At 54.4% G+C, this 24,234-nt stretch carries 26 protein-coding genes; 7 read left to right on the forward strand and 19 right to left on the reverse strand.

Annotated elements, in window-relative coordinates; translation table 11 throughout:
• Nucleotides 1-10: 10 nt before the first annotated feature.
• From BN2762_RS20460 to hemE, 5 genes are all read right to left on the reverse strand, one after another.
• Nucleotides 11-739, reverse strand: a complete 729-nt coding sequence (locus tag BN2762_RS20460) for a glycerophosphodiester phosphodiesterase (protein WP_055108719.1) — start codon at nucleotides 737-739, stop codon at nucleotides 11-13.
• A gap of 54 nt (nucleotides 740-793) precedes the next feature.
• Nucleotides 794-2,149 carry a CapA family protein gene (locus BN2762_RS20465; protein WP_055108720.1) on the reverse strand — a complete coding sequence of 452 codons (1,356 nt, stop codon included), beginning with the start codon at nucleotides 2,147-2,149 and terminating at the stop codon, nucleotides 794-796.
• Between the two features lie 214 nt (nucleotides 2,150-2,363).
• Entirely contained in the window at nucleotides 2,364-3,788 is a 1,425-nt protein-coding gene (gene hemG, locus BN2762_RS20470; protein WP_055108721.1) for a protoporphyrinogen oxidase, read from the reverse strand.
• Between the two features lie 7 nt (nucleotides 3,789-3,795).
• A complete protein-coding gene (gene hemH / locus BN2762_RS20475) occupies nucleotides 3,796-4,737 on the reverse strand; it encodes a ferrochelatase (RefSeq protein WP_055110249.1) in 942 nt (313 codons plus the stop codon).
• Nucleotides 4,738-4,796: 59 nt separating this feature from the next.
• A complete protein-coding gene (gene hemE / locus BN2762_RS20480; protein ID WP_055108722.1) occupies nucleotides 4,797-5,858 on the reverse strand; it encodes a uroporphyrinogen decarboxylase in 1,062 nt (353 codons plus the stop codon).
• A gap of 203 nt (nucleotides 5,859-6,061) precedes the next feature.
• On the opposite strand from hemE, the gene BN2762_RS20485 reads away from it, so the two are divergent.
• Nucleotides 6,062-7,285 (forward strand): MFS transporter, encoded by a 1,224-nt coding sequence (locus BN2762_RS20485; RefSeq protein ID WP_055108723.1) that lies wholly within the window; start codon nucleotides 6,062-6,064, stop codon nucleotides 7,283-7,285.
• Nucleotides 7,286-7,563: 278 nt separating this feature from the next.
• On the opposite strand, the gene BN2762_RS20490 is transcribed toward BN2762_RS20485, so the two are convergent.
• On the reverse strand, nucleotides 7,564-8,193 hold the full coding sequence (locus tag BN2762_RS20490) for an O-methyltransferase (protein WP_187386564.1): 630 nt from the start codon (nucleotides 8,191-8,193) through the stop codon (nucleotides 7,564-7,566).
• 130 nt (nucleotides 8,194-8,323) lie between these two features.
• Between BN2762_RS20490 and BN2762_RS20495 the strand changes: the two genes are divergently transcribed.
• Nucleotides 8,324-9,469, forward strand: a complete 1,146-nt coding sequence (locus tag BN2762_RS20495; RefSeq protein ID WP_055108725.1) for a THUMP domain-containing class I SAM-dependent RNA methyltransferase — start codon at nucleotides 8,324-8,326, stop codon at nucleotides 9,467-9,469.
• Nucleotides 9,470-9,512: 43 nt separating this feature from the next.
• Nucleotides 9,513-11,717 carry an LTA synthase family protein gene (locus BN2762_RS20500; protein ID WP_392391583.1) on the forward strand — a complete coding sequence of 735 codons (2,205 nt, stop codon included), beginning with the start codon at nucleotides 9,513-9,515 and terminating at the stop codon, nucleotides 11,715-11,717.
• 311 nt (nucleotides 11,718-12,028) lie between these two features.
• Here the strand turns inward: BN2762_RS20500 and BN2762_RS20505 are convergent, their stop codons facing one another.
• The 5 genes from BN2762_RS20505 to BN2762_RS20525 form a co-directional block, all read right to left on the reverse strand.
• Entirely contained in the window at nucleotides 12,029-12,259 is a 231-nt protein-coding gene (locus BN2762_RS20505; RefSeq protein ID WP_055108727.1) for a YuzB family protein, read from the reverse strand.
• Between the two features lie 26 nt (nucleotides 12,260-12,285).
• On the reverse strand, nucleotides 12,286-12,588 hold the full coding sequence (locus BN2762_RS20510) for a HesB/IscA family protein (RefSeq protein WP_055108728.1): 303 nt from the start codon (nucleotides 12,586-12,588) through the stop codon (nucleotides 12,286-12,288).
• A 106-nt stretch (nucleotides 12,589-12,694) separates the two neighbouring features.
• Nucleotides 12,695-12,934, reverse strand: a complete 240-nt coding sequence (locus tag BN2762_RS20515; protein WP_055108729.1) for a YkvA family protein — start codon at nucleotides 12,932-12,934, stop codon at nucleotides 12,695-12,697.
• Nucleotides 12,935-13,040: 106 nt separating this feature from the next.
• Entirely contained in the window at nucleotides 13,041-13,964 is a 924-nt protein-coding gene (locus tag BN2762_RS20520) for a M14 family metallopeptidase (protein WP_055108730.1), read from the reverse strand.
• A gap of 58 nt (nucleotides 13,965-14,022) precedes the next feature.
• Nucleotides 14,023-14,655: a TraX family protein gene (locus BN2762_RS20525; protein WP_055108731.1), complete on the reverse strand. Its 633-nt coding sequence runs from the start codon at nucleotides 14,653-14,655 to the stop codon at nucleotides 14,023-14,025.
• A 97-nt stretch (nucleotides 14,656-14,752) separates the two neighbouring features.
• Here BN2762_RS20525 and BN2762_RS20530 point away from each other — a divergent pair, with 97 nt between their 5' ends.
• Nucleotides 14,753-15,646, forward strand: a complete 894-nt coding sequence (locus BN2762_RS20530; RefSeq protein WP_055108732.1) for a diacylglycerol/lipid kinase family protein — start codon at nucleotides 14,753-14,755, stop codon at nucleotides 15,644-15,646.
• 104 nt (nucleotides 15,647-15,750) lie between these two features.
• On the opposite strand, the gene racE is transcribed toward BN2762_RS20530, so the two are convergent.
• The 5 genes from racE to BN2762_RS20555 all read right to left on the reverse strand — a co-directional run bounded on the left by racE (nucleotide 15,751) and on the right by BN2762_RS20555 (nucleotide 18,383).
• On the reverse strand, nucleotides 15,751-16,566 hold the full coding sequence (gene racE, locus BN2762_RS20535) for a glutamate racemase (RefSeq protein WP_187386565.1): 816 nt from the start codon (nucleotides 16,564-16,566) through the stop codon (nucleotides 15,751-15,753).
• A 177-nt stretch (nucleotides 16,567-16,743) separates the two neighbouring features.
• On the reverse strand, nucleotides 16,744-17,166 hold the full coding sequence (locus BN2762_RS20540) for a YtxH domain-containing protein (protein WP_055108733.1): 423 nt from the start codon (nucleotides 17,164-17,166) through the stop codon (nucleotides 16,744-16,746).
• A gap of 133 nt (nucleotides 17,167-17,299) precedes the next feature.
• Nucleotides 17,300-17,740: a DUF86 domain-containing protein gene (locus BN2762_RS20545; RefSeq protein ID WP_055108734.1), complete on the reverse strand. Its 441-nt coding sequence runs from the start codon at nucleotides 17,738-17,740 to the stop codon at nucleotides 17,300-17,302.
• Nucleotides 17,741-17,825: 85 nt separating this feature from the next.
• On the reverse strand, nucleotides 17,826-18,047 hold the full coding sequence (locus BN2762_RS20550) for a hypothetical protein (RefSeq protein ID WP_055108735.1): 222 nt from the start codon (nucleotides 18,045-18,047) through the stop codon (nucleotides 17,826-17,828).
• 48 nt (nucleotides 18,048-18,095) lie between these two features.
• Nucleotides 18,096-18,383, reverse strand: coding sequence for a Dabb family protein (locus BN2762_RS20555; protein WP_055108736.1), 288 nt, complete (start codon nucleotides 18,381-18,383; stop codon nucleotides 18,096-18,098).
• A 238-nt stretch (nucleotides 18,384-18,621) separates the two neighbouring features.
• Between BN2762_RS20555 and BN2762_RS20560 the strand changes: the two genes are divergently transcribed.
• Both BN2762_RS20560 and BN2762_RS20565 read left to right on the forward strand, forming a co-directional pair.
• On the forward strand, nucleotides 18,622-18,948 hold the full coding sequence (locus tag BN2762_RS20560) for a DUF2642 domain-containing protein (protein ID WP_055108737.1): 327 nt from the start codon (nucleotides 18,622-18,624) through the stop codon (nucleotides 18,946-18,948).
• A 65-nt stretch (nucleotides 18,949-19,013) separates the two neighbouring features.
• Nucleotides 19,014-19,850, forward strand: coding sequence for a patatin-like phospholipase family protein (locus BN2762_RS20565; RefSeq protein WP_055108738.1), 837 nt, complete (start codon nucleotides 19,014-19,016; stop codon nucleotides 19,848-19,850).
• Between the two features lie 102 nt (nucleotides 19,851-19,952).
• Here the strand turns inward: BN2762_RS20565 and BN2762_RS20570 are convergent, their stop codons facing one another.
• The 3 genes from BN2762_RS20570 to BN2762_RS20580 form a co-directional block, all read right to left on the reverse strand.
• Complete coding sequence (locus BN2762_RS20570) at nucleotides 19,953-20,747, reverse strand: Nif3-like dinuclear metal center hexameric protein (protein ID WP_055108739.1); 795 nt, start codon at nucleotides 20,745-20,747, stop codon at nucleotides 19,953-19,955.
• Between the two features lie 106 nt (nucleotides 20,748-20,853).
• A complete protein-coding gene (locus BN2762_RS20575; RefSeq protein ID WP_230202555.1) occupies nucleotides 20,854-21,969 on the reverse strand; it encodes a Gfo/Idh/MocA family protein in 1,116 nt (371 codons plus the stop codon).
• Entirely contained in the window at nucleotides 21,950-23,122 is a 1,173-nt protein-coding gene (locus BN2762_RS20580) for a Gfo/Idh/MocA family protein (RefSeq protein ID WP_055108740.1), read from the reverse strand. The genes BN2762_RS20575 and BN2762_RS20580 overlap by 20 nt, the downstream gene beginning before the upstream one ends.
• Before the next feature lie 275 nt (nucleotides 23,123-23,397).
• Between BN2762_RS20580 and BN2762_RS20585 the strand changes: the two genes are divergently transcribed.
• Nucleotides 23,398-24,213 carry a TetR/AcrR family transcriptional regulator gene (locus tag BN2762_RS20585; RefSeq protein ID WP_055108741.1) on the forward strand — a complete coding sequence of 272 codons (816 nt, stop codon included), beginning with the start codon at nucleotides 23,398-23,400 and terminating at the stop codon, nucleotides 24,211-24,213.
• Nucleotides 24,214-24,234 lie beyond the last annotated feature (21 nt).

Below are 24,234 nucleotides of genomic sequence, written 5' to 3' on the forward strand. Positions count from 1 at the left end.
ATATCCCAAATTAAGTCAGCATGACTTCTTGCCATAAGTCAGGCCGGTTCGTGCAAATGAGAATATCCTTATGCAGCGCAGCGACCCGCCTCATTGTCCGCGCATCGTCGATCGTCCAGGCCATGACCGCGATCCCCAGCTTGGCCGCCCGGGAGGCCAGATCCGCCGTTAAGTAACGATGGCTGATCGATAGAAAGGAGCAGCGAAGCAATTGCATACGCAGCAGCAGATCCTCAGGCCTGCTATCGATGATGAGGCCGGTGCGGATGCCGCAGGCAATTTCCTTGATTCTGGCCAGGATGCGCGGCTCAAAGGAGGTGAGCACCACATCATGCTCCATCCGGTGCCTCTGGATCTCTGCGATGACCTTCTCTTCAATCCCCGGGTACATATTTCCCTTAGTCTTGATTTCAATGTTGGCCCGCAGCCTGCCGCATACCGCCTTCAGGAATTCACCCAGTGTTATCAGCCGCTCCCCCTTGAACATCTTCGACTTCCAGCTCCCGGCATCCAGCCTCCTCAATTCCTCCCACGTCCTCTCCCCTACAGGACCCCGTCCATTCGTCGTCCGATTCAAGGTGAAGTCATGGATAAGTATCGGAATACCGTCTTTGGTAAGCTGTACGTCTACTTCAACCCACTGCACATAGGGGTCCTGCATGGCCATCTCCATCGCGGCCATCGTATTCTCCGGCGCCTTGCCCGAGAAGCCCCGGTGGGCCACGCACAAATTGTTCATTCTGGAGCCTCCTTCAGCCCGTCAACAGATATCACGCTCCGCCGAAGTATATCATTAACCGTCAATCAAGCTATGCACCGCTCCGTTAGCGTCGATAGCGATGTTCCTGGACAAGCTCTCCACCTTCTTTAAAATCCGGGCCCCTTCCTCGCCCTGAAGCGGAACAGGCTGACCGACTTCCGTGCGGAACGGCAGCAGTCTCATCCGGCAATCCCCGTGCTTCGTGCATTTCGCTTCAAATACGGCAGTATCCCAGGTATCCTCAGCTGAAGCTTTCTTGGTAAAAATAAAATTGCCCGTACTGTAGGCGATCCATTTGCCTTTATAGCGCTCCAGGCCTTGAAGCACATGCGGGTGTCCGCCGATGACCAGATCCGCGCCCGCATCAACAAATTCGCGAGCCAGCGTGGTCTGGTGCTTCTCCAGCTTCGTCGTCCGCTCCTTTCCCCAGTGGGTCATGACGATGACAAGATCGGCGTTCTGCCGGGCGCCCTGCACCGCCTTGACCGCCTCCGCAGAATCGTAAGCCACAGCAAGGCCCGGCTTGTTCTTGCCGGCTGCCCAATCCGCCTTGGGGATGACCCGGCTGAATCCGCAGAGCGCAATTTTGATCCCTTTGCGTTCCAGATATACGGGAGCATAGGCTTCCTGCTTATTAGTCCCCGCTCCGAAATAATGAATGCCGCTATCCTTCAAATGCTTCATCGTATCGAGCAGCCCTTCGACGCCTTGATCCAGCGTATGATTGTTAGCCAGACTAACGGCATCGACTCCTGCTTGATGCATTGAAGACAGCGCTTTGGGCGGCGCCTTGAATACGAAGGATTTATCTTCCGCCGGCGTTCCGCGAGTTGTAACCGGTGTCTCGAGATTCAGCACGCTTAAGTCGTCGTTTTCGAACAATTCACGAACGTATTCATAAGGATAATGATAGCCTTCCTTCTTCAGCTTCGATTCGACGCTTCCCGAGAAAATCACGTCTCCGGCAAAATGCAGATGCACAAGCTCCCCATCCTCCGGCTCGCCAGGCACAGGCGCTCCTCCTCCCTCATCCGCAGACAGGTCGGGCTGGATCAAATCCGTCCCCTCGTCCATACTGCCGCCGGCCGGATCAATGCTATGCTCCGGCTCCAGCTTCGGGTCAGGCTTCGGATCTTCCTCGGCGGTCCCGGACGGGTCAGTTCGCCCGCTCTGCTCTTCCGCGGAAGAATCAGCGGGAGATTCAACGGGGATCGCGTCCCCTGAGCTTCCTTCGCTCGCCGGAGCCATCCGATCCTCTACGAAGTAATATGCGCCCAGCGCGAGAATCGCAATGATCAGCGACACATTTAGCGTAAGCCAGAAGCGGCTTTGCCTGCGCTGCTTATCTTTTTTTCGCTTCCGGTATTTCTCTGATCTTGGTGGGAACATCGCAAACTCCTTTATACCTCGTTCATGTATGCCTCATTCATACACCGTGAACGAACCGTCATTCTAAACTTGCCTTGATTTAAAAAGAATCTATACTCCTAAATCTAGGAACAAAACCATTGCACCAATGATTTTATTATATCAGGTAACCTCAAATAAATAGAACCCCTCGCCTATTTTGCGGCGAAAGGGGTCCTTATTCCATCGGTTATTGCTAACGGGCCAGCAGCCTGTCTGCCATTTGCCCGGCCAGCTCCTTGGCTTGGCGGATGCAGTCCGGCAGGCCGACGCCTTCAAAGGCCGCTCCGGTCGCATACACACCGGGCAGCGTTCGATCCAGCCGGGATCTGAACTCAGCGATTTGCCGCAAATGATTCACGGGGTACTGAGGCATGGATTTCGGCAGGCGGGTAATTTCCGCAAACAGCGGCTCGGCCGTAATATTCATCAGCTCCCGCAAATCCTTCCGCACCAGCCCGATTAGCTCCTCGTCCGGATAAGACACCTTCTCCTCATCGCCAAAGCGTCCGACGTAGCAGCGAAGCAGCATCTTATCTTCGGGACTGGTGTGCAACCACTTCACGCCCGTCCAAGTACAGGCTGTGATGTTGCGCCCTTCCTTGCGGGGAACCAGGAAGCCGGAGCCGTCAAACGACCCGCTGACCTCCTCCCGCTCGAAGGCCAGCACAACGTTCGCTACGGATACATAATTGATCGCATCCAGCTCGCTTACGTCCACGAGCGGCCGCAGCAATGCAGCGGCGGCAAAGGCCGGGGTGGTGACCACCACATCATCGGCCGCGATCCTCTCGCCGGAGGCCAGAACGACTTCATAGCCTGCGGAATCGCCGCCGCTGCGTTCAATGGCGCTAACCTCTGCTTCCAGCCGCTGTTCCACATCGTTTAAATCATGCACCAGGGCATGCACCAGGCTCTGCAGTCCCTGACGAAAGGTCAGGAAGGCGCTTTTCTTCGTTCCCGTATGCGTCTCTACAGGCTTCTTGCCCGTCATCATTCCCTTGATCAGGCTGCCGTATTTGCGCTCCATCTCCCCGAACTGCGGAAACGTCGACTGCAGGCTGAGACGATATGTATCCCCGGCATAAATGCCAGCAAGCAGCGGTTCCGTCATATTGCTCAGCACTTCAGCTCCCAGTCGCCGCTCAATGAAATTGCCAAGCGACTCGTCCTCCGCGCTCTGTCTGGGAGCACGCACAAGATCCGTCAACGCTCTAAGCTTGCCGCGCCAGCTGACAAGCCCTGATCTCAGAAAGGGACCGATCTCTGTAGGCACGCCGAGCACAAGCCCGGACGGCATCGGGTGCAGACGCCCCCGGTTGACGATATACGTCTTCTTTGCCTCCGGATTCGTCGTCACCAGCTCGTGATCCAATTCCAGCTCCTTGGCCAGATCGACCATCGCCGTCTTGCGGGCCAGGAATGAATCCGGCCCCTTCTCGATCACGAAGCCGTCGCGATGCAAGGTCTCGATCTTGCCGCCGAGAGACTTGTCCTTTTCGATGATCGTGATTGCAGGTTTGCATCCTTTTTCTTTGTAAAATTTGCGGATATAGAAGGCCGCGCTAAGTCCGGTCAAGCCCCCGCCGACAATGACTACCTTGCGGGACGCATCGCTCATATGCCACTCATTCCTTTGCCCAAGTGTTAAGGATAACCTCACTTAATGTCTCCATATACAATGGATCCGTATTTAAAGAATCGATCCGCTCCAGCCGTATATCGAGCTCCTTGGCGATCGCCTTAGCTTCGATATCCAGATCGTACAGCACCTCTAGGTGGTCCGACACGAAGCCGACCGGAGCAACGAGCACATCCTCCACCTGTTCCTGGCTCAAAGTGCGAAGCGTATCGAGGATATCCGGACCCAGCCAAGGCTCTGCCGTACGGCCCGCGCTCTGCCAGGTAAACTGCCACGAGACTGCTCCCGCCTTCTCCGCTACAGCGGCAGACGTCTCCAGAAGCTGGTCCTGATACGGGTCGCCCATGGCGAGTATTTTCTCAGGCAAGCTGTGCGCGCTGAAGAGCACTCTCACTTTGCTCCGCTCGGCCCCTGCTTCCTCGAACAGATCGAGCTTGCTGGATACACGATTCGCGAAAGCCTGGATCAGCTTCGGATGAAGATGGTAGCTCTCTACAAATTTCATAGCCACCCCGCATTCCTCGGCCTTGGCCTTGGCACGCTTAATATAGCCGCCGACGCTCATGACGGAATAGTGCGGAGCCAGAACGATGCCGATCGCTTCCTTAATGCCGTCCTCGGCCATTTGGGCTACGCCGTCTTCGATAAACGGACGGGCATGCTTGAGCCCCTGGTAGCATACGAATCGACGATTCTTGTCCTCATTAAGCCGGTCCAGCGTCTCCTGGAGGGCAGCCACCTGGCTGTCGGTGTTGGCCCGAAGCGGGAATACGCCCCCAACGATCGCTTCGTAACGGTCTTTAAGCTCCTGCAGCTGCTCTTCCGTAGGCGGATGCCCCCGGCGGATATGCGTATAGTAGGCTTCTACCTGATCCATGCTCTCCGGCGTTCCGTAAGACATTACCAATACACCTATTTTGTTCATTATCCTCTTCACCTCTGTCAGTGTCGTTTAAAATTGAAGCATGGCCGGCCTAGGCCTTTGTTCTAAACTGTCTGCTGCTTCTGGCGGGCGATCGCTTCGGCGGAATATTCATGAACGTACTCTGTCAGCTCACGGAGCTTGTCCAGCGAGGCTTCAGGAAACAGCCCATGGCCCAAATTGAAAATGAACCCCGGAGACTCCACGCCCTGATCGATAATTTCCCGGGCGTACGCTTTAATAACTTCCATTGGCGCGGTTAATACTAAAGGATCAAGATTGCCTTGGATTGCGTAATTGCCGCCCGTCCGAGACCGGCCCTCGCGAATCGGAACGCGCCAGTCCACGCCGATGACATCTGCCTGAAGCTCCGTCAACGTAGGCAGCAGCTCTCCCGAGCTGACCCCAGGAAAATATATTTTCGGTACATTCAAATCCTGAAGCTCGGCAAAAATACGTTTAATCGTCGGCAGTACATAGATCTGAAAATCCTTGGCCGATAATGCGCCTACCCAGCTGTCGAACACCTGGAACGCTTTGCCTCCGCTCTTGATATGGGCGCGCAGATAAGTGATCACCATATCTCCGAGCTTATCCATCAGCTTATGCCACAGCTGCGGCTCGCCATACATCAAGCTCTTCGTGCGGATATAGTTCTTGGAAGGGCGCCCTTCGATCAAATAGCTGGCAAGCGTAAACGGCGCTCCCGCAAACGTAATGAGCGGAACATCCAGCTCTTTGTCCAGGATCGAGATGGTTTTCAGGATGTGGGACAGATCCTTCTCAACATCGATCGGCTTCAGCCGCTCAATGTCCTCTTTCGTCCGAACCGGATTATGGATCACCGGGCCGACATCCTTGACTATATCAAAATCAATTCCGATAGAAGCGACCGGATTCATAATATCTGAATATAAAATAGCGGCATCCACGCCCAGCTTTTTTACGGGCATCAGCGTGACCTCAGCGGCAAGCTCAGGCTGAAGGCAAATTTCAAGCAAGCTGTACTTCTCTTTGATCTTGCGATACTCCGGGTCGTATCTTCCGGCCTGTCGCATATACCAGACAGGAGCGCGATCCACTTCCTGCCTGAGACAGGCACGGATAAACCGGTCATTGTAACTCATGTAAGCAAGCCCCCAATATTTAAAATTTCCCTAAGTTACATTATGCCCTTTTTAAAAGTAAGTAACAACCGTCACACCCAAATATCCGATGACAATACTATGACATCCTTTATCAAGCCGATGCCGTCATTATGATATACTTGAATATATTTATGTAAAAATAATGAAGTCAACGAGAGCGTACAGAAAGGAAGTGAGAATACGTGAAGGACAATACTTGGAAGGTGAACGTCCTTGTGCTTTGGTTCGGCCAGTTCCTCGTAAATGCCGGCATGACCATGATCACTCCTTTTCTGTCTCTTTACCTGGCAAGGGATCTGCACGTGCATGGCGAGCAGGCGATCGGATTGTGGGCCGGGTCCATCTTTGCCGCGAACTTTGCTACGGCTTTCATTTTTCAGCCAATTTGGGGCAAGCTCGCTGACCGTTACGGCCGGAAAATCATGCTGCTGCGCTCCGGCTTCGGGATGGCCATCGTCATCACCTTGATGGGGTTCGCCACCCAGCCCTGGCATCTGCTGGCTCTGCGCATGCTGAACGGTACCATATCCGGGTTCAACCCGGCGGCGGTCTCCCTAGTCTCGGGAACCGCGCCCAAGGAGCGGATGGGCTTTGCCATGGGCATAGTGCAATCCGGCATTGTGGCCGGGACGATTCTCGGCCCGCTGATCGGGGGCTTGCTCGCGGAATGGGTCGGATTCAGACCGATTTTCTATATTACGGGGGCCTTGCTGTTCATTGCCTCGATCCTCGCCCTGTTGTTCGTGCGCGAGAGCTTCGATCGCGAGGAAGCGGCGCATGTCCCGCAAGCTTCCGTCCTGCAGGGATTCAAGGAGCTGAACAAAACGCCTCAGCTGACCGCATTGTTCGCGGTAACCTTCCTGCTGCAGTTCGCGATGCTAAGCCCGATGTCGCTCCTGCCGATCTATGTGGAGCATCTGCACGGCATCGCGGCCAACGTGCCCTTCTGGGCCGGCATGGTCACCGCCGCAACGGGCATATCGAACATGATTACCTCGCCCGTCCTGGGCAGGGTCAGCGACAAAATCGGAGCTCACCGCATTCTGACCTACTGCTTGATCGGGGCAGCCGCGACGCTCATTCCCCAGGCCTTCGTGCAAAATGTCTGGCAGCTTATCATTATCCGCTTCCTGATGGGCGTATTTATGGGCGGACTCCTGCCCAGCGTCAATGCGCTCATCCGGCACTATACGCCGGACGGCATGGAGAGCCGGGCCTTCGGCTTCAACAGCAGCACGCTCGCGCTCGGGAACATGCTCGGGGCGCTGATCGGCGGATTTCTGTCCGGCTACATCGGCATCGAGGGGATCTTCATCATTTCCGGCGTGCTCCTCTTATGCAACACGGTCTGGGTGCGCTTGAAGCTGTACGCGAAGCCGAAGCTGCCCTCGCTGAAGCAAGGCTGAGGCGCTGGGCACGGCAGGCTTCCTGGAAATACGGCCCGAAAGTCAGCCGCGATCATGCGGCGCATACCGCGTGCTAGAGCGCTGTGAGCTGGGCAGCTGCGTCCGCGTGCCATTCTTAGGAAGCCTGTCCGGTCCGCAAGCAAGCTTCGGCGTCCTGCGATGTGAGCATACAAAGGCGCCGTGTTAATCCCCATCTAAATAACCTCGCCGGAGCGGCGAGGTTATTTCTTTTTACGATATCTATCTGCTCTGCTAATGAAATATGCCGCTAACAGCTGTTATTTGACCAGAGCCAGCGCCAGGCCGTCATAGGCCGGAAGGAAGGTGCTGAGCAGACGCTCGTCACGGGCTATCTTTTCATTAAATTTACGCATAGCAAGCACAGAAGGGCCGTTCTTGTCGGGATTCAAGGTACGCCCGCGGAGCAGGGTATTATCCCCGGCAATGATCGCCCCGGGCACCGCCAGCTTGATCGCATATTCCAAATACGCCGGGTAGTTCTCTTTATCCGCATCGATGAAGAAGAAATCGAACCGCTCACCCTGACGCTCCAGCTCCACCAGGCTCTCCAGGGCCGGACCAACCCGGTAGTCTACAATTTCTCCGTACCCTGCAGCCTCCATATTGCTGCGGGCCAAAGCGGCGTTCTCCTCCTTCAGCTCCAGGGACAGCAGCCTGCCGCCCTCAGCAAGTCCTCTTGCCATGCATATTCCGCTATATCCGCCCAGCGCCCCGATTTCGAGCACCGCTTTGGCCCCGGAGGACTTGACCAGCAGGGTCAGCAGCCGCCCATACCCCGGCACGATCGATACATCCCTAATCCCGCTGTCCAGAATCGATTGCTTCACTCTATTCAGCTGTTCATCCTCAGCATATAATTCTTCACTATATTGTTCAGGCGTTGTCATAATTCCGCATGCTCCTCTCAGCCGAATTCTTTGCCGAATCCGTTTGTATCTTCATTGACATTGTCCTATACTGAATTGTATGGTTTTTAGACGATGACTACAACTGATAAAACGGAGTTGATTCAATCATATGCCAGGCCCACTGCAATTAATCGCGACCTCCCCTATGGGCCTCGAAGCCGTTGTGGCTCGGGAGCTTAAGGAATTGGGGTACGAAGATACAAAAGTCGAGAACGGACGAGTGAATTTCACCGGAGACCTCATCGACATTTGCCGCTGCAATCTATGGCTGCGCACGTCGGATCGCGTGCTGATCAAAATGGGCGAATTCCCCGCGGCCACGTTCGACGAGCTGTTCGAAGGGACGAAGGCGATCCCTTGGCAGGAGTGGATTCCGGCCCATGGCGAGTTCCCCGTTGAAGGGCGTTCCCACAAGTCCCAATTGAGCAGCGTACCCGCCTGCCAGGGAATCGTCAAAAAAGCGATTGTCGAGAAGCTCAAGGAATCCTACCGTACCGAATGGTTCGAGGAGACCGGGCCGCGCTACGTCATTGAAATCCATCTGCTGAACGACATCGCCCTGCTGACGCTCGATACGACCGGACCGGCATTACATAAGCGCGGCTATCGCAAGCTGGCAACGGAGGCTCCGCTGAAGGAGACCATGGCCGCCGCGATGATCCTGCTCAGCCGCTGGAACCAGAATCCGGCGCGCCCTTTTTACGATCCTTGCTGCGGATCGGGCACGCTGCCGATCGAAGCGGCGATGATCGGCTGGAATATCGCTCCGGGGCTGCGCCGTTCCTTCAATGCCGAGGCATGGCCCGTTCTCCCCGAGACGCTGTGGCAGCAGGCGCGTGAGGAGGCCTTCGACGCCGTAAAGGATGACATCCCGCTGAACGTCGCCGGCAGCGACATCGATCCGAAGGCGATCGAGGTGGCCGCTGCGGCAGCAAAGAGCGCCGGGCTCGGCAAGGAGATTTCTTTTCAGGTGCTGCCCGCGGCCAGAATCCAGCCCCAAGGCGACTATGGCTGCTTGATTACGAACCCGCCGTACGGCGAACGGATCGGCGAAGAGAAGGAGGTACGCAAGCTGATCTCCCAGCTTGGACGGGTAGCCGCCGGGCTTCCGACCTGGTCCTTCTTCGCCCTAACGCCGACCAAGCAGTTCGAGCATGATTTCCAACGCAAGGCAGACAAGCGCCGCAAGCTGTTTAACGGCCGAATCGAATGCCAATACCTGCAATTTCTCGGTCCCCTTCCTCCGCGCCATTAGCTGCTGCGGGAAGGGGATTCCCTTTGAAAGGAGCTGAATGCCCATGCCGAAGCAATCCTATAAGCAGGCTCGTCCCGGTCTTGGCTATAACAAGCTGCAGCGCCTCAATTCCGGGATGCGGGCCCTCCGTTATTTCGAATATCCCTGGTTCATCTTGGCTCTGTTCTGGAAGCTCCGCTACCTTCATTCCAACCTGCACGCCAACAATATAGATATGAACCGGCTGGATGACCTCATCGCGATCGGATCGCTGCTGCTCGTATCCTTCTGGACGCTCTGGCTAAGTGCCCGAGCCCGGACAATAGCCCTGGCGCTTCTGAATGTCCTGCTTACTGGCGTGATATTCGCCGACCTTGTTTACTACCGTTATTTTCAAGACTTTATTACGGTGCCGGTCCTGCTGCAGGCGGGTCAGGTCGGGGAGCTGGGCGAGAGCATTTCATCCCTGATTCTGCGATCCGACCTGTGGCTGATTTCAGATTGGCTCATCGGACCTGCCGTATTCGGCTTGGCGATGGCCCGCCGAAGGATAACACGAGCCCGGCGAGCTCAAGCAGGGCAGGCTCAAGCGGGTCAAGCCAGCGAAGCGGTCAGGGCAACCAGCACAGCGACAACAGGCAAGAACCATGAGGGCGAGGCAGCCGGAGCAAGCAGCGCAGCCGAAAGAGGGAAATACAATTTAAACGAGGCCAGCTATGCAGACGGTAAAGGCGAAACTGACCATGAAAATGTAAGCGATGCGAAGATTAAGAATTACTCTGGCCGCAAAGGCGGCAGAAGAAGGCCGATAGCCCGCCTGCTTGCCGGACTGCTAGCCCTTGTCATCGGATATTCCATAACGATGGGGCCGATCCAGCATTACAAGAATACCTGGGCCGGCGATTTGTTCGTCGGCAACTGGTGGAATCTGTCTCTGTATAACATCACTGGCCTGCTCGGATTCCACTATTACGATGGCTATCGCTATGTCAAAGAGCACTTAAGCAGCCGGCCTGCGTTATCTGTGGAGGAGCATGAGGAAATTCAGCAGTGGTTCCGCGATGCAGCGGAGAAGCGTCAGGCGCGGAAGGATGATTTTGGCGCGTATGAGGGAAGCAGCATCATGGTCGTCCAGGTCGAGGCCCTGATGAATTTCGTGATCGGGCAAGAAATCGGCGGAAAGGAAATTACGCCTCATCTCAACCGGCTGATGAAGGACAGCATGTACTTCTCCAGCTATTACCATCAGACCGGACAGGGGCGGACGTCGGATGCCGATTTTTCCTCGAACAGCTCTCTCCATCCGCTGCCGACCGGCTCGGTATTCGTTCGCTTTCCGAATCATGATTACGACATGCTGCCGCAAATCCTCAGCGAGCACGGCTATGGGACAGGAGCTTATCATGCATACGAAGGCAGCTTCTGGAATCGGAACGCGATGTACAGGGAAATGGGCTACGACTATTTCTACAGCAAGAAGCACTACGTCATGGATGAGGCGCTCGGCTGGTCGCTTGGCGACAAATCATTCTTCCGCCAATCCGTCGAGTTCATGACCCGGGATCAACAGCAGCCGTTCTATGCTTTTCTGATTACTCTGACAAGTCATCACCCGTACCAGCTGCCTGCTAAAGAACGCAAGCTCGACATCGGAGAGTTGGAAGGCACGATCCTCGGCAGCTATTTGGAATCCGTCCATTATGCAGATGAAGCCTTGGGAATATTGATTGAGGAAATGAAGCAGAAGGGACTTTGGGACAATACGATTCTATATGTATACGGGGACCATGATAATTCCATCAAGGAGAAGGATGCCTACGAGAAGTTTCTTGGCAGGCCTCTGTCCGAGCTGGATATGCATCAAATTATGAATCAGGTGCCTCTGCTGATCCATCTTCCGGATGATGGGCAAACCGGCATCTATAAGGAGCCCGCGGGACAGCTGGATATGGCCCCTTCGCTCCTGAGCCTGCTCGGCATCCCTTCCGAATCGTATTACATGATGGGCAACAATCTGTTCGGGAGCGGGGATCGCTTCGTCGTTCTGCGTTCCGGCGCTTTTACCGACGGGCGCATATACTATATTCCTTCAGCCAACGGCCTGTTTGCTGACGGCCAGTGCTACAGCCTGGACAGCCGGGAGCTGACGGACATCGGGCAGTGCCGGACCGGGTATGAAGAAGCGAGCCTGCGCCTGTCCATCTCGGATCGCGTCATTCAATACAACCTGCTGCGGCAGTACCGTGGGCAGCAGCAGGCGAGTCACTGAATTAAATATGAGCCCATCGCGTTGTCGCGAGACCGCCCCCCGGCCTCGCTGGGAGCTTACCGCAAAAGCATGGACTGAACGCAAATGAGTTTGGCGGCAAACTCTGGCTAACCCGCGAACGCTGCGACTACTACAAACTGTGGCGAACCAAAACGTTACAGTTAACCACAAACTGTTAGCGGACTGCAAAGGCTGCGACTAACCGCAGAAATGCGGCTGACTATAAAAAAGAGCTGCTTTCTCTCTCAGGAACAATCCCGCTCCCGGAGAAATAAGCAGCTCTTCTTCTATGGTTTGCTTCTATTCTTGCTTTATTTGGGCTTCTTCACGAAAGGAGCCGCTTTGGTCAGCACCTCTTCCTCGGTCGGAGCACTGATGTAACGTCCGTTGATGTATACGAACGCCCGCTTGCCGCATGGACCGCAATAAGATTTGCAGCCGATCTTGATTTCCGCGTCCGGCGCCAGCTTCTGCAGCTTGGGCACGAACGTCTTCATCCGTATATGATTGCATTTATCGCATATGCGAATGTCATTAGCCATGCTGAATCCCTTCTTCTTTCAAAGTGCTAGTGGTCGCCGTGATTTCCTTTGGATGGGTTCGTGATGACGAAGCCTTCCTCCGGGAAATACAAATAGTCGATCTTCACGCCTTCAAGAAGCGGTTCGCTCAGATCAATAATAACGTCGATTTCTTTATCTGTAGACACGATATGCTCCGTGCCGGCAGGCTTGACCAAATCAAGGCCGTAATGGGCATGATCCCCATGAGCGTGAGTGATGAACACTTTCAGCACTAGACCTTGGTTCTCTTCCTTCTCTAATTCTCTCTTTATCACCTTCGCCGCATTGCGGGTAATTTTGACGCTCATACGATCGCTCCAATCTTCTTATGACTACCTAATATTCCTATTGTAAAGAATGTCATCCGTTCACGCAAGCATGTCATTTCGGGATGTTTATTTAGATTCAGCTCCTCTAGGTCTGCGGATGTTTCCGTTCAGCCCTCGTGACGAACCAGTCCATCAGCAGCATCGTCACTGCCATATCATCTACCGGAATAAACGGCAGAACATCGGGCAGCACCCAATACGCCAGAGCGGGAACAACAAGCAGCAGCTTGTCCAGTACCGGAACCCGCGATGAAGCCAGCAGCCTTGGCACGCGGCGGAATATATGCGACCAATGCCGAAGCGACCACAGCCTTCTCCATTTCATGGCGGTTCCCCTCCTCAATTTGCAAATGCCTGCCCTCCCATTATGGCTGGCCCGGCTTATCTTTTACAATACCCTAGTTGCGTAAATTTAAAAAATATACCCGGGGTTACCCCCGGATAAATTCGGTCAGCAGCGGCTTGATTTCAGCATAAATCGTCTCGAACTGCCCGGCTGGAAGCGGATTTACCCCCTCCCCGGCTTCGATCGTAAAACCGGGACGGCGGAATTCGCTGATGAACCAGTCTTTATAGCCTGCATCGCTGCCCGTAAGCTTCACGGCCTTGTAGCCGCTCACAGAGGCTAACCGGTTGGCCAAAGCTTCCGAGCAGGCCGGTTCCAGCTCCCGGTAATTCCAATAAATTTCGCGCCCCTGCGTGTGCAGCGATGCTACCCTGCTGAAGCGAAGCCTTCGCGTCAGGCCGGCCAGCGCAGCGGCCTCCGGCTCGCAGAGCGGCTCGCTCCCTCCGTAATCCTGGGAGGCCGGGCCGTCCGAGCCGCGCCGGGCACGCTCCTCCTCCCACCCAGCCGGGAATTGATCATTCAGATCAACGCCGCGAATATTCGCTTTCCAGCCGCTGAAGTTGTCCGAGCCTCCGTTCCACACCAGCAGCTGCTCCCTGTAGGGACATGCCGGCCATAAGCCGTCCTGCGACAAATTCATGCCGTCGGGATTGGCCATAGGCACCGCCCATAAAGTCAGCCGGTCGAGCAGCTCTCGCCCTGGGCAGCCGCTGCTCTCAGGGCCAGCCCCGGACTCTTGCCCGGCTGCCAATTCTTCCATGAAGCGGAGCAGCAGCGGGGCAGTGATCCACTCATTGGCATGAACCGCAGCATTTACGTGAATATGCTCCGGGCCATTTCCGATCACGAGCGCCGCAATCGATTTTCCCAGCACGCTTGTTCCGATCTCCACACGCCTCAAGGCATCATAGCGGGCCATTAAGCGCCCGATCTGCTCAATGCCGTCCTCATAACGGTAACCTTCATGCACGCGAACGACTGGCCTCTGGCCACGGTTTGCTGACGCCAATACGGATCTCCTCCCTTATCGGACGCCGAAGGCCGCAGCATCCTCCGCCTTCTTCCCGCTATTTGCCCAGCAAATGGACGACCGCGGCAAGCAGAGCCAAATGCGCCGGATAGAACAATCTCCAGACCCAGCGGGGGACGCGCCACGACTCCAGCTTCCTCCACAAATTAGGTCCATATACGATGATCATCGTCGGAATGATGCTGAACAACTGGATAACCCAGCCATAAGTATACAGCGCGGCCAGATTCAACAATAAATGCATCCCGACGAGCATCGGGCCGGACTTCATATAATTGAATATAAGCATGAGAAGCAGTCCGTATGCCCCGTATTCGAACGGAAATATTTCAAACAGGGCGCAGGCCAGAACGATCAGCGTATAAGAGATCCAGCCCGGCGACAGCCCATCGAGTATCCGGAGCAGAATCGCCGCCACGCACAACGAGGCAACGATATTCAGTTCATTCGTATCAAAAGCCAGCTGGTACGGAATCTGCGACAATGCCGCGATGCCGAGCAGCCGGAGCACGTACTTGCCGTGTGAGGCTGTATGCTGATGCCCTTGCGCCAAAGCATAAGCGTAGAGGGGAAAGGCGATTCGGCCAATGATTCTCCAGAGGGGCTGATCGGGAAAAAAAATCAATCCGACATGGTCGATCAGCATCGTCAACATGGCGAGCAGCTGCATCGTGATCCTCCTTCTAAAAATTATGATGTTCTTTTGATGCCATATTGCTTACACTTGAGTAGGTACAATTACCTGCATCAAGATTTGGGGGACATCCATGTACTTGTTCGTAATTAATGAACAATCCGGCAACGGCAGCGGGAGCCGGATCTGGAGCATCATACGCAGCGTGCTTCACGAGCGCCGTATCGATTACGAGCATATCGTTGCGAGCAGCCGTGAAGAGGCCAATGCCCTGCTGAAGGAGCGTCTGCATGCATTCGCCCGCTGGCGCGCGGTCGGCGTCGTAGGCGGAGACGGAACGATTCACGGTCTCCTGCCGGTTCTGAGGGGCTCAGGGATCCCCCTAGCCGTCATTCCAGCCGGTTCAGGCAATGATACCGCGCGCGGCTTCGGCATTCCGATCCAGCCTTTGGATGCGCTATACGTCATGCTGGAAGGAAGGGCGATGGAGATTGATCTCATTGCCGTGCAGGATCAGGCAGCGATAACGGCGCTGGCCGTGGGCTTCGATGCCAAGACGGCAGACAATGTGAACCGGGGCTGGTACAAGAAGCTATGCAACAAACTCGGAATCGGCAGGGTATCTTATTTAATCGGTATTATCCATACACTGCTGACTTACAAGCCTAGCTCGCTTACAATCGAGTGCGACGGAATCACCGAGCATTATTCAAAAGCATGGTTAACAGCAATCAACAACGTGGCGAGCTACGGCGGCGGGCTGGAAATTTGCCCCGGGGCTAATCCCGGCGACGGACTGCTGGACATTTGCGTCGTACATAACTGCAGCAGGCTGAAGCTTCTGCTTCTTTTTCCCACCGTACTTACCGGCCGTCATATTTCCTTGCCTTACGTCAGGCTTCGCCGCGGACGCTCTGTTACCGTGCGCAGCCCGCAGCCTCTGCTTGCCCTTGGTGACGGCGAGCCGATGGGCCGCACCCCCATCACGGCTGCCGCCGAGCAGGGAGCGCTGCGAATCATGCGTTAATCCCCGGCTAGGGGAATTGCCGCCGCTCATTACAGCAGGCGGTACAAAAACAACCTTTGCCAAGACAACAGTCCTCCCGGCAAAGGTTGTTCTTCTGTTCCGGCTCAGGAAGGAGCGGAAACCTGCCATACGATGGGCGTAAGCTCAATCTGCTCTCCCAGCCACTGACGCGCGATTTTACTGAACATTTCTGAATCTCCGCTGCAAAAAAACTGATGTATCGGAATTTCGCTGCCGCGGGCCAGCTGCCCCTTCTGGTGCAGCACCGTGCTGATTTCCCGCGCAGTCTCGTCCGCAGAGCTGATCAGCTTCACCTTGGGGCCCATAACCTCCTGAATGGAGCGCTTCAGGAACGGATAATGTGTGCACCCGAGAATGAGGCAGTCGATCGGATGCTGCTTCATCCCTTGGAGCGATTGCTCCACAACCCGTTTCGCCTCGAGCGTCTCGAACTGCCCTTGCTCAACCAGAGGAACGAAATCCGGGCATGCTTCGCTCACTACGTCAATCGCAGGATTCAGTTCCTTCAAAGCCGAGGTGTAGGCTCCGCTATTGATCGTGCCGATCGTGCCGATAACGCCTACCTGCCCCGACTTCGTCGCGCTGATCGCAGCCCTCGACCCAGGATGTATGACCCCGATAACAGGGATGCTAACCTTCTTCTTGATATGCTCGAGTGCGGCTGCTGTTGCCGTGTTGCACGCGATGACTATCATTTTGGGGTCAAATTGAATCAAATAATCCACGATTTGCTCGGTAAATAAGGTGACCTCTTCCGGAGATCTCGGCCCATACGGCGTACGTGCCGTATCCCCGAAATATATGATCTTCTCTCTGGGGAGCTGCCTCATGACTTCCTTGGCTACGGTAAGTCCGCCCACTCCCGAGTCTAGTATTGCGATGGCTTGCTGCACGAACATACCGCTTCCTTTTTTTATAGTTTAGATGCTCTACGTTACTTTATGACCGTTCATCCTAAAGTGTACTAATTAATATTACCCTATGCGAAGAGAAAGTGACAAGGAAAGGGATCGGCAGCCTGTCCCCCCAAACCTGAGAAAAAAGACCCTGCAGGGTCCCTTTCTTGATCATACCGGCTATGACTGGATCTTATCCTCGCTGTCCCCTTCCGGAACCGCCTGCTCTACAGCTGCGGCAACCGGAGCTTCCGTATCCGCAGTCTCATTCCCCGCGGCGATCGCGGAAATCTGTACTTCCTTGCTTTCGTTCTCGCCCTTGCCTTCGTTCTCGCCGCCTTCTTCGCTTTTGCCCTCGCGCCAGGCCTGAATGTCCTGGATGAGACTTCCGGCGGTTTCTTTTACGATTCCGGCCAAGTGAACACCCTGCTCACTTACCTTGCTGGCGATTTCGCCTGTTTTCTCTCCGACCTGACGGGCTCCATCGGCAATGTCCTTGCGCAGCTCTTTTCCCGGCTTAGGTGCAAGCAGCAGCGCTGTAACCGAACCGACGATCGCCCCGATTGCCGCGCCCCATATCCATTCTTTGTTTCCCTTGCTCACGATACATCTCTCCTTATGCGGCCCGCCCGTACATCAGGGCTAATGCCTATATAGTTAATTCATTATAAGCAGCAGATGCTTGTTTCGACACAATCTGGAGAAGACATTTTTGGATAATGATTCTGCAAGCCGATTAAAGCTCGATTCCTTCCTGGTCCAAATAAGACCGGACACGCTCGGCAAAAGCCGTCAGCGCTTCCGTGTCCTTCAATTGCTCCAAGAGCGCAGAAGCCGCGCCGCGGTCTACATCAAAATATTCCTGCACCAGCGGCTTGCGCAGACGCACCAATTCAATCAAGACAGCGTGCAGACTTGCGTCAACCACTTTCTCGTCCAACATAATATCGATGATATCCTCGTAGCTGCTGGCATCCCGCATAATAAAACCATCGATCAGATAGCTTCCAACATCCGTTACGATTTCCAGCGCCAAATGAAGCGCTCTTTCAATAGCATAACGTTCCAGAAGTCCTGAATCCTTAATCTCCAAAGTATTTGATGATTGCAAGACTTCGACAATTTCCGGCAGCATATGTAATCTGCGTTCGATTTGTTCCCGGTTGACGTAATACACGAAAGTCTCCTCCTTCATTATACTGCGGACTACCTTTGTTTAGCGGCCAGCTGCCAGCTGTTCAGCCTGCTAGGCCTAACCCGGTTTACGGAGCGATATCCGTTCTGCCGGATCCGCTAGCCTGGCTTGAAGAGACGGTTTCCCCGCCGTCCAATGGCATTGCCGCCGCTCCTGGTGCTGCTTCATGTCTGTCCTCGTTTTGCTGCCTTTGTTTGCGGCGTCCCTTCAGCTTTAACCAGACCAGCATAATTACAAATCCTGCCACGGCGTAAAACACCGTATAAACGGTAAACATTACATCTGCCATATCACCAGACTCCTTCGCTCATTTAAGAATAGCTTATTTCCCGGCGGCCTAGAATTCGAAGTCTACGGCGACCTGACTCTCTCTGGCTTCCGCCATATGCTCGATCACCTTCTGGTGTACAGGATGTACCTGATAGCCCTGCAGATCCTCGAGGGAATCGAAGGTGGTTACCAGCGCAATATCATAAGAGCGCGGCGACTTCACGACGTCAATACCGACCTCAATGCTGCGAAGCTGTTCGATCTTGCCCTCCATATTACGAAGAACGCCAGCCGTTCTCTCAATGCTCTCCGGTGAAGAATCCTTCAGTTTGAACAACACAATATGCTTAATCATGACATGCTCTCTCCTTAGTTTAATAAACTACTATTAAAATATATCATACCGCATTCTGCAACGAAAAGCGTGCTGCATTTTCCGGCCGAACCCTTGATCAGGAATACACGCTGAGCATTCCCGGTTCACTCCACGCAGCATCTTTGCTGTCGGAAGGCACACTTGTCCAAGCTCTATGAATCTACCGAGCATACAATATATTACGATTCGCATCAAGGCAGCAAGGGGGATTTTTAGAATGGGCATCCTAAGATCATGGTTCAAACGGCGCAGGCTCAAGCTGCGCATGCTTCAAGCCGCACTAGAGCTGCTGGAGCAGCGGATCGGGCATTTGGAAAGCCTGCTCGCTGCAGCGACATTTCCCGATTCCGAAACGATTGAACGGCTAAGCAAATTTACCGGTGAGCCTCTTGCCGTTCAGACAATCAGCTTGAATGTTCCAGGGACTCTGGTAGCCGTCCATAGCGATAACTTCGAAATCCGTGATACCAGCGGAAGGCTTGTCTTCATACCCGCAGCCAAAATCATTTCCGTTACGTTTGATAATAAAGAGCTGCCGCATTAAACTAGAAATATGCGTTCTTTATTCCAGCTAATTTGATCCCAATTGTTCTGATGAGGTGAGTTGAAGTGCCAAGCTTGATACTGGAGGGGGGAACCCTGCGTCCAATTTTCAGTGCGGGCGTTATGGATGCGCTGCTGGACGAGGAAATTATGTTCCCTTACTGCATAGGGGTATCCGCAGGGATCAGCAACGGCTTCTCCTATATATCCCGGCAGAAGCGGAGGAATTTGGATATCGTCGAACAGTACCGCAACGATCCCCGCTACATCGGCTACCGGAATTATATCCGCCATCGCAGCCTGTTTGGCCTCGATTTCATCTTTGGCGAAATTCCCGGCCAGCTGATTCCCTTCGATATGGACACGTTTCGGAGCTACAGGGGAAAGCTGCTTGTCGGCGTAACCAATGCCGAGACGGGTCAGCCGGAATATGTCGATGGCCTGCAAATTGATGAGCCAATGACCATGCTCCGGGCTACCTGCGCCATCCCCATGTTCTTCCCGGCGATTGAAATGAACGGCTCTAAATATTATGACGGAGGATTAACTGATCCGATTCCGATCCGCAAGGCTGTGGAGGATGGCAATGACAAGCATTTAATTATTCTGACCCAGCCCCAAGGCTACGTAAAAACATTTAGCAAGCAAAATGCGGTGGCGGCAAGATTATTAAGGCGCAAGTATCCGCGGCTGGAGGAAATTTTGCTGACAAGGCATGAACGGTATAATGAGACGGTCGCCTATTGTGAACGATTGGAGCAAGAAGGACAAGCGGTCATTATCCGTCCGAAGATGCCGCTTAACAGCTTCGAGAAGGATATCAGCAAGCTGAGGGACACATGCCAGCACGGGTATGATCTAGCCATGGAGCATATAGAGGACATCCGCAAGCTGTTCCAATAACCGGCGGATCTTCGTATACCCTTCCGTTACTTAGAAAAAGACGACGACAGCGGGACATCCTCACTGCGTTCGTCTTTTTTTAAATGGAGCTTATTTCGTTCTTCAAACGATCTGGAAAAGAGGCCTCTCCTTCAGGTAATGCACCGGAACCGTCGGAAACAAGGCTTGCAGCCGCTTGGCCAAGGCTCTCATCCCCGGCGCTTCGCTTTCCGCATGGCCGAGCATGATGAGGGCCTTCCGCCGTCCCTGCTGGACCGCGTCCCTGACATATTCGGGCGTCTCCCATTCCGGCCCTTCCCCGGCGATGATCACATCGAGATTCTCCTCGCCGAATAAAGGGATCGCATTGGCGCCGCCGCCCCGGTACCCGACCAGAATGCCTGCGCGCCTGCAGCGCATAGACAGATCCCCGGCGACGCGCACATACGGGATATCCAGCTTAAGCTTCGCTTGTTCCGCGATTTCGGCTGCGGTCATCTCCGGCAGATTCAGGACAGCCGAAGCCGGATGGAATTTTAATACGAAATCCTCCCAGCCCATGGCCTGCACCAGACCAGCCGTAATCCCGTCCGGGTTGTATTTGTGTATGGCGTCATGCAGCCGGAATACAGCGATCCCTGATGCTTCAATCAATTCTTGTTTTTGCGAGTAGACCTCGTTCTCCCGCAGCAAATCCGTCTGGATATGGTGGCTGTAATAAGCGCCTTCATGCGTTATGAGCAAATTAATCCCCAAGCCGGCGGCGTTCCGGATGACTTGATGCGTCGGCATGAAGGTAACGCCGATTCCGGTAACCTCAGCTGCGGGATCTCCCGTCTCCAGCCGGTCCACGGTATGCTCCAGAGTCGGTGCCGGAGCCGTCAATTGATCCAATATCTGCTGTATCGTTATCCTCATTGGCAGTAACCTCTCTATGTTTAGCTTATCCGTTTTTAACTAAATTTTGGCTGATTTCCACCTGATTATCGATAGACAAAGCCTATCCGTTATCCGTTGGATGGGCTTATGTCCGTTCCTCCACCCAGCTCCGCTTATCGGCTGTAACGGTCTCCCCGGTTACAATCGCCTTCTCGATCATCATCCCCAAATAGTGATCCTGGGAAGCTTCGGCAAGGCTATAAAACGCCGGACCGCCATGGATATAGTCCGCCATGCGCTGGAGGCAGCCCGCGATCGCTATTTCATCATCATAGAGTCTGGCCGGGGCGAACGGATTATCATATAGCCACTGCTCTCCGCAGAGGATGCCTTGCAGGAAATACCCCTCCTGGTTCTCAAGTTCCCCTTTGTTGACGCGCCTTAATTCCAGCTGCAGCGGAACCGTCGATGCCTGCTGGATCAAGACACGGCTGTCGAAAATCTCTCCACGCTCCCCCCGCACCGAGAGGTGATTTGACCGGATCCATGAGCGATGCTGATCCCTCGTAAAATCGTAAATGCCCAGTCTGTCGCCAAAATCTAGCCACGCCAAATCCCTATGCAAAGGTACCCGCCGATCCTCTGTCGGCGGTCCTTGCCGTGTCGGTCCCTGCACCCAGTCGGATTGAAAGCGCATCGCCCTGATTTTGACCTCTTCGTACTGAATGCCGAGCATTTTGCGGATCAAGCTGACGCCATGGTAGAGATGGGAAATGGATACGGTCGTCTCCGTAATCCTCCCCAGCCTTCCCGAGTGAATGAGCGCCAGCCGCGCTTCCTGGATAGGATGGAATTGGTACTGCTCCGCTACCTGAATGCGAGCCCCTGATTTGCCGAGCCGCTCGTGCAGCAGCTCAAGGCCCTCCAGATCGGGCGCCGGCGGTGTCTCCATCAGGACAGGAATCCCCGCTTCTGCCAGCTTGAACAAGTACTCCATGCCCACGGCTCCACTGACTGAGACGACGACAAAGTCGGGGTTTTCATTCGTCAGCAGCTGCTCCAGCGACCGGTACGTCGTCGCCCCCCACTTCAGCTCCATTTCTCTGGCATTAGATTCGTCTCTGACGACCATGCCGCTGACCTGAAAGCGTTCTGGCAAAGCCGCGGCAATGCGCAAATAATACTGCGCCCGGAAGCCAGCTCCGCCGATTATCCCGAATTTTACCGGCTGCTGCACCGCATTATTCATGGGAAGATCCATCACCATCGCCTCCTCCGGGGCTTGATTCATTTGCAATTGACGCGGTTAATGCCCGTTTGGAATGAAATCTCGGCGCATGAGCCAGGAGCCCTTTCCGCGAATAAAATGGACTATCCTTCCGCAGCGGAAGACTTACGGCCTTCTTCGTGATAGCTGCCTCGTAGATCGCCGTAATAAGCTCCAGCACATTTCTTCCTTCCCGTCCATCGATAAGCACTTTAGCCGAGTTATTCTCGATAGCCGTCAATATATCGTCGATTTGGCCCTCGAAGCCGCTGTGCTGGAGAGGTTCGATCTGATCGCCGAACTGCTCGATTTCCCTCTCCAGTTCCCTATTGCGCTCAGGGAATCCGTTCTCCAGCTGGGCGGATGCGAATACCTTCCAGGGCGCAGAAATCCGGGCCCGTTCTCCCTGAAATATCAACTGCCGCTCCTGGCCGTGATGTACGACCGAGCTCGTAATTTGCGCCAGGCTGCCGTCCGGATAAGCCAGAATCGCAATGGAAATGTCCTCGACTTCCGAGTTGCGGTGCGAGGTATTGCTGATGACGGCCTGAACGCTTTGCGGCATGCCCATCATCCAAAGCAGCATGTCCATATGATGAACGCCATGGTTCAGCGTGCAGCCGCCTCCTTCGCTTTCCCATGTGCCTCTCCACCACAAATCGTAATAGTTGTCACCGCGCCACCAGTAGGAATCGACCTGTGCGTGCACGATCCTCCCAAGCAGGCCGGAATCGAGCGTACGCTTCAGCTTCCAATGGGGATCAAGGAAGCGGTTCTGCCCCACTACGGACAGGATGCTTCCCGATGCAGCGGCAGCCTCCAGCATTTGATCGCATTCCTCAAGGGACATGGCCATCGGCTTCTCCACGAGCACATGCTTTCCCGCCCGCAGAAAATCGTTTGCAATTTCAGCATGCAGCTGCGGGGGCGTGCATATCGACACCAAATCTATTTTCTGATTGTGGAGCAGTTCTTTATAATCCTCCAAAATCAAGCCATCCAACTGGAACTCGTCCCTAAGCTGAATGGCTTTTTCTATATTGCGATTCACCAGGGCAACTACCTTGCAGCGATCCGAGAAAGCCAAGTATGCTTTCACATGGGAATGTGCAATAGAGCCTGTACCAATGATAGCCACGGAAATTATGACGAATCACTCCTCAAAATGAATGTGAAGATAGCGCTTCCAATCACTTCGCTTATTCTATATTACCAATTCAGCGAAGGAGTAGATATACGGGCAATGCACAATTTATTTTCATATCCTCCCAAAAAAACGATTCCCCTGTCATAGAGAATCATAAGGAACACCATGCCATAAGCATCCACATATTGACAACGGCATGAGCCGAGGAATACAATATTAACATACTTCTCAGTATGTTAATATAACATTAATTGCAATCCGATCGAGGTGATCTAATGCGTCCATCTGCCGATATCATTATTCATACAGCGATTGAGCTGGCCCGGCGTATGCCCTGCGATAAAATTACATATGCCGACATAGCCAGAGAAGCCAAGGTTCATTGGACAACGGTGCAGAGACATTTTGGCGGAAAGGAAGCGATGAGAGCCTTTCTAAAGAAACACATGCCGTCTTCTGCTGGAGGGGAGCAGACCCCGGCTTTGGAGGACACGCGATCCCGGATCTTGCATGCAGCCAGCCGCGTTTTTGCGCAGCATGGCTACGAAGGAGCTGCGCTGGATCTGGTTGCAGCGGAAGCCGGGTTGACCAAAGGTGCTGTGTATTGGCACTTTGCAGGTAAAAGCGATTTATTCCTGGCTATATGCGAACGCAGTCTATCCAGGCTGATGGCAGGGCTCCCTCAGCAGGCCTACCAGGTAGCCGCTTCCGGCAATCCCGAAGAAGCGCTGCGGCGCCTCCTGGAGTCGGAATTTGCCTCCTGCGAGCTTGACGGCGGGGAACGTCCTCTGCTTCTCTTTGAATTCGTGGCCAACAGCCGTAATCCTGAGGTTCGTGCCAAGCTGGGCGAGGCTTTCGCGAAGCTGTTCTTAAGCACCACCGGCGTCATCGCCGCCTTGCAGCAGCAGGGGTTGATTACAGAGGATCGCGATCCCCACAGCCTAGCCGTCTCGCTTCATGCGATGATCAACGGAGCTGTGCTCATGTGGTTGATCGCCCCGGACCAGGTCTCCCTTCAGGCCCTTTCCGCTGATATTTCGAGTCTTTTGTGGAATGGACTTCGGCCGGAGCGGAGTAAGGAGGAAAATTAACATGGGGAAGGGGGATTCATC

The organism is Paenibacillus ihumii, from assembly GCF_001403875.1.
Taxonomy (GTDB): Bacteria; Bacillota; Bacilli; order Paenibacillales; family Paenibacillaceae; genus Fontibacillus; species Fontibacillus ihumii.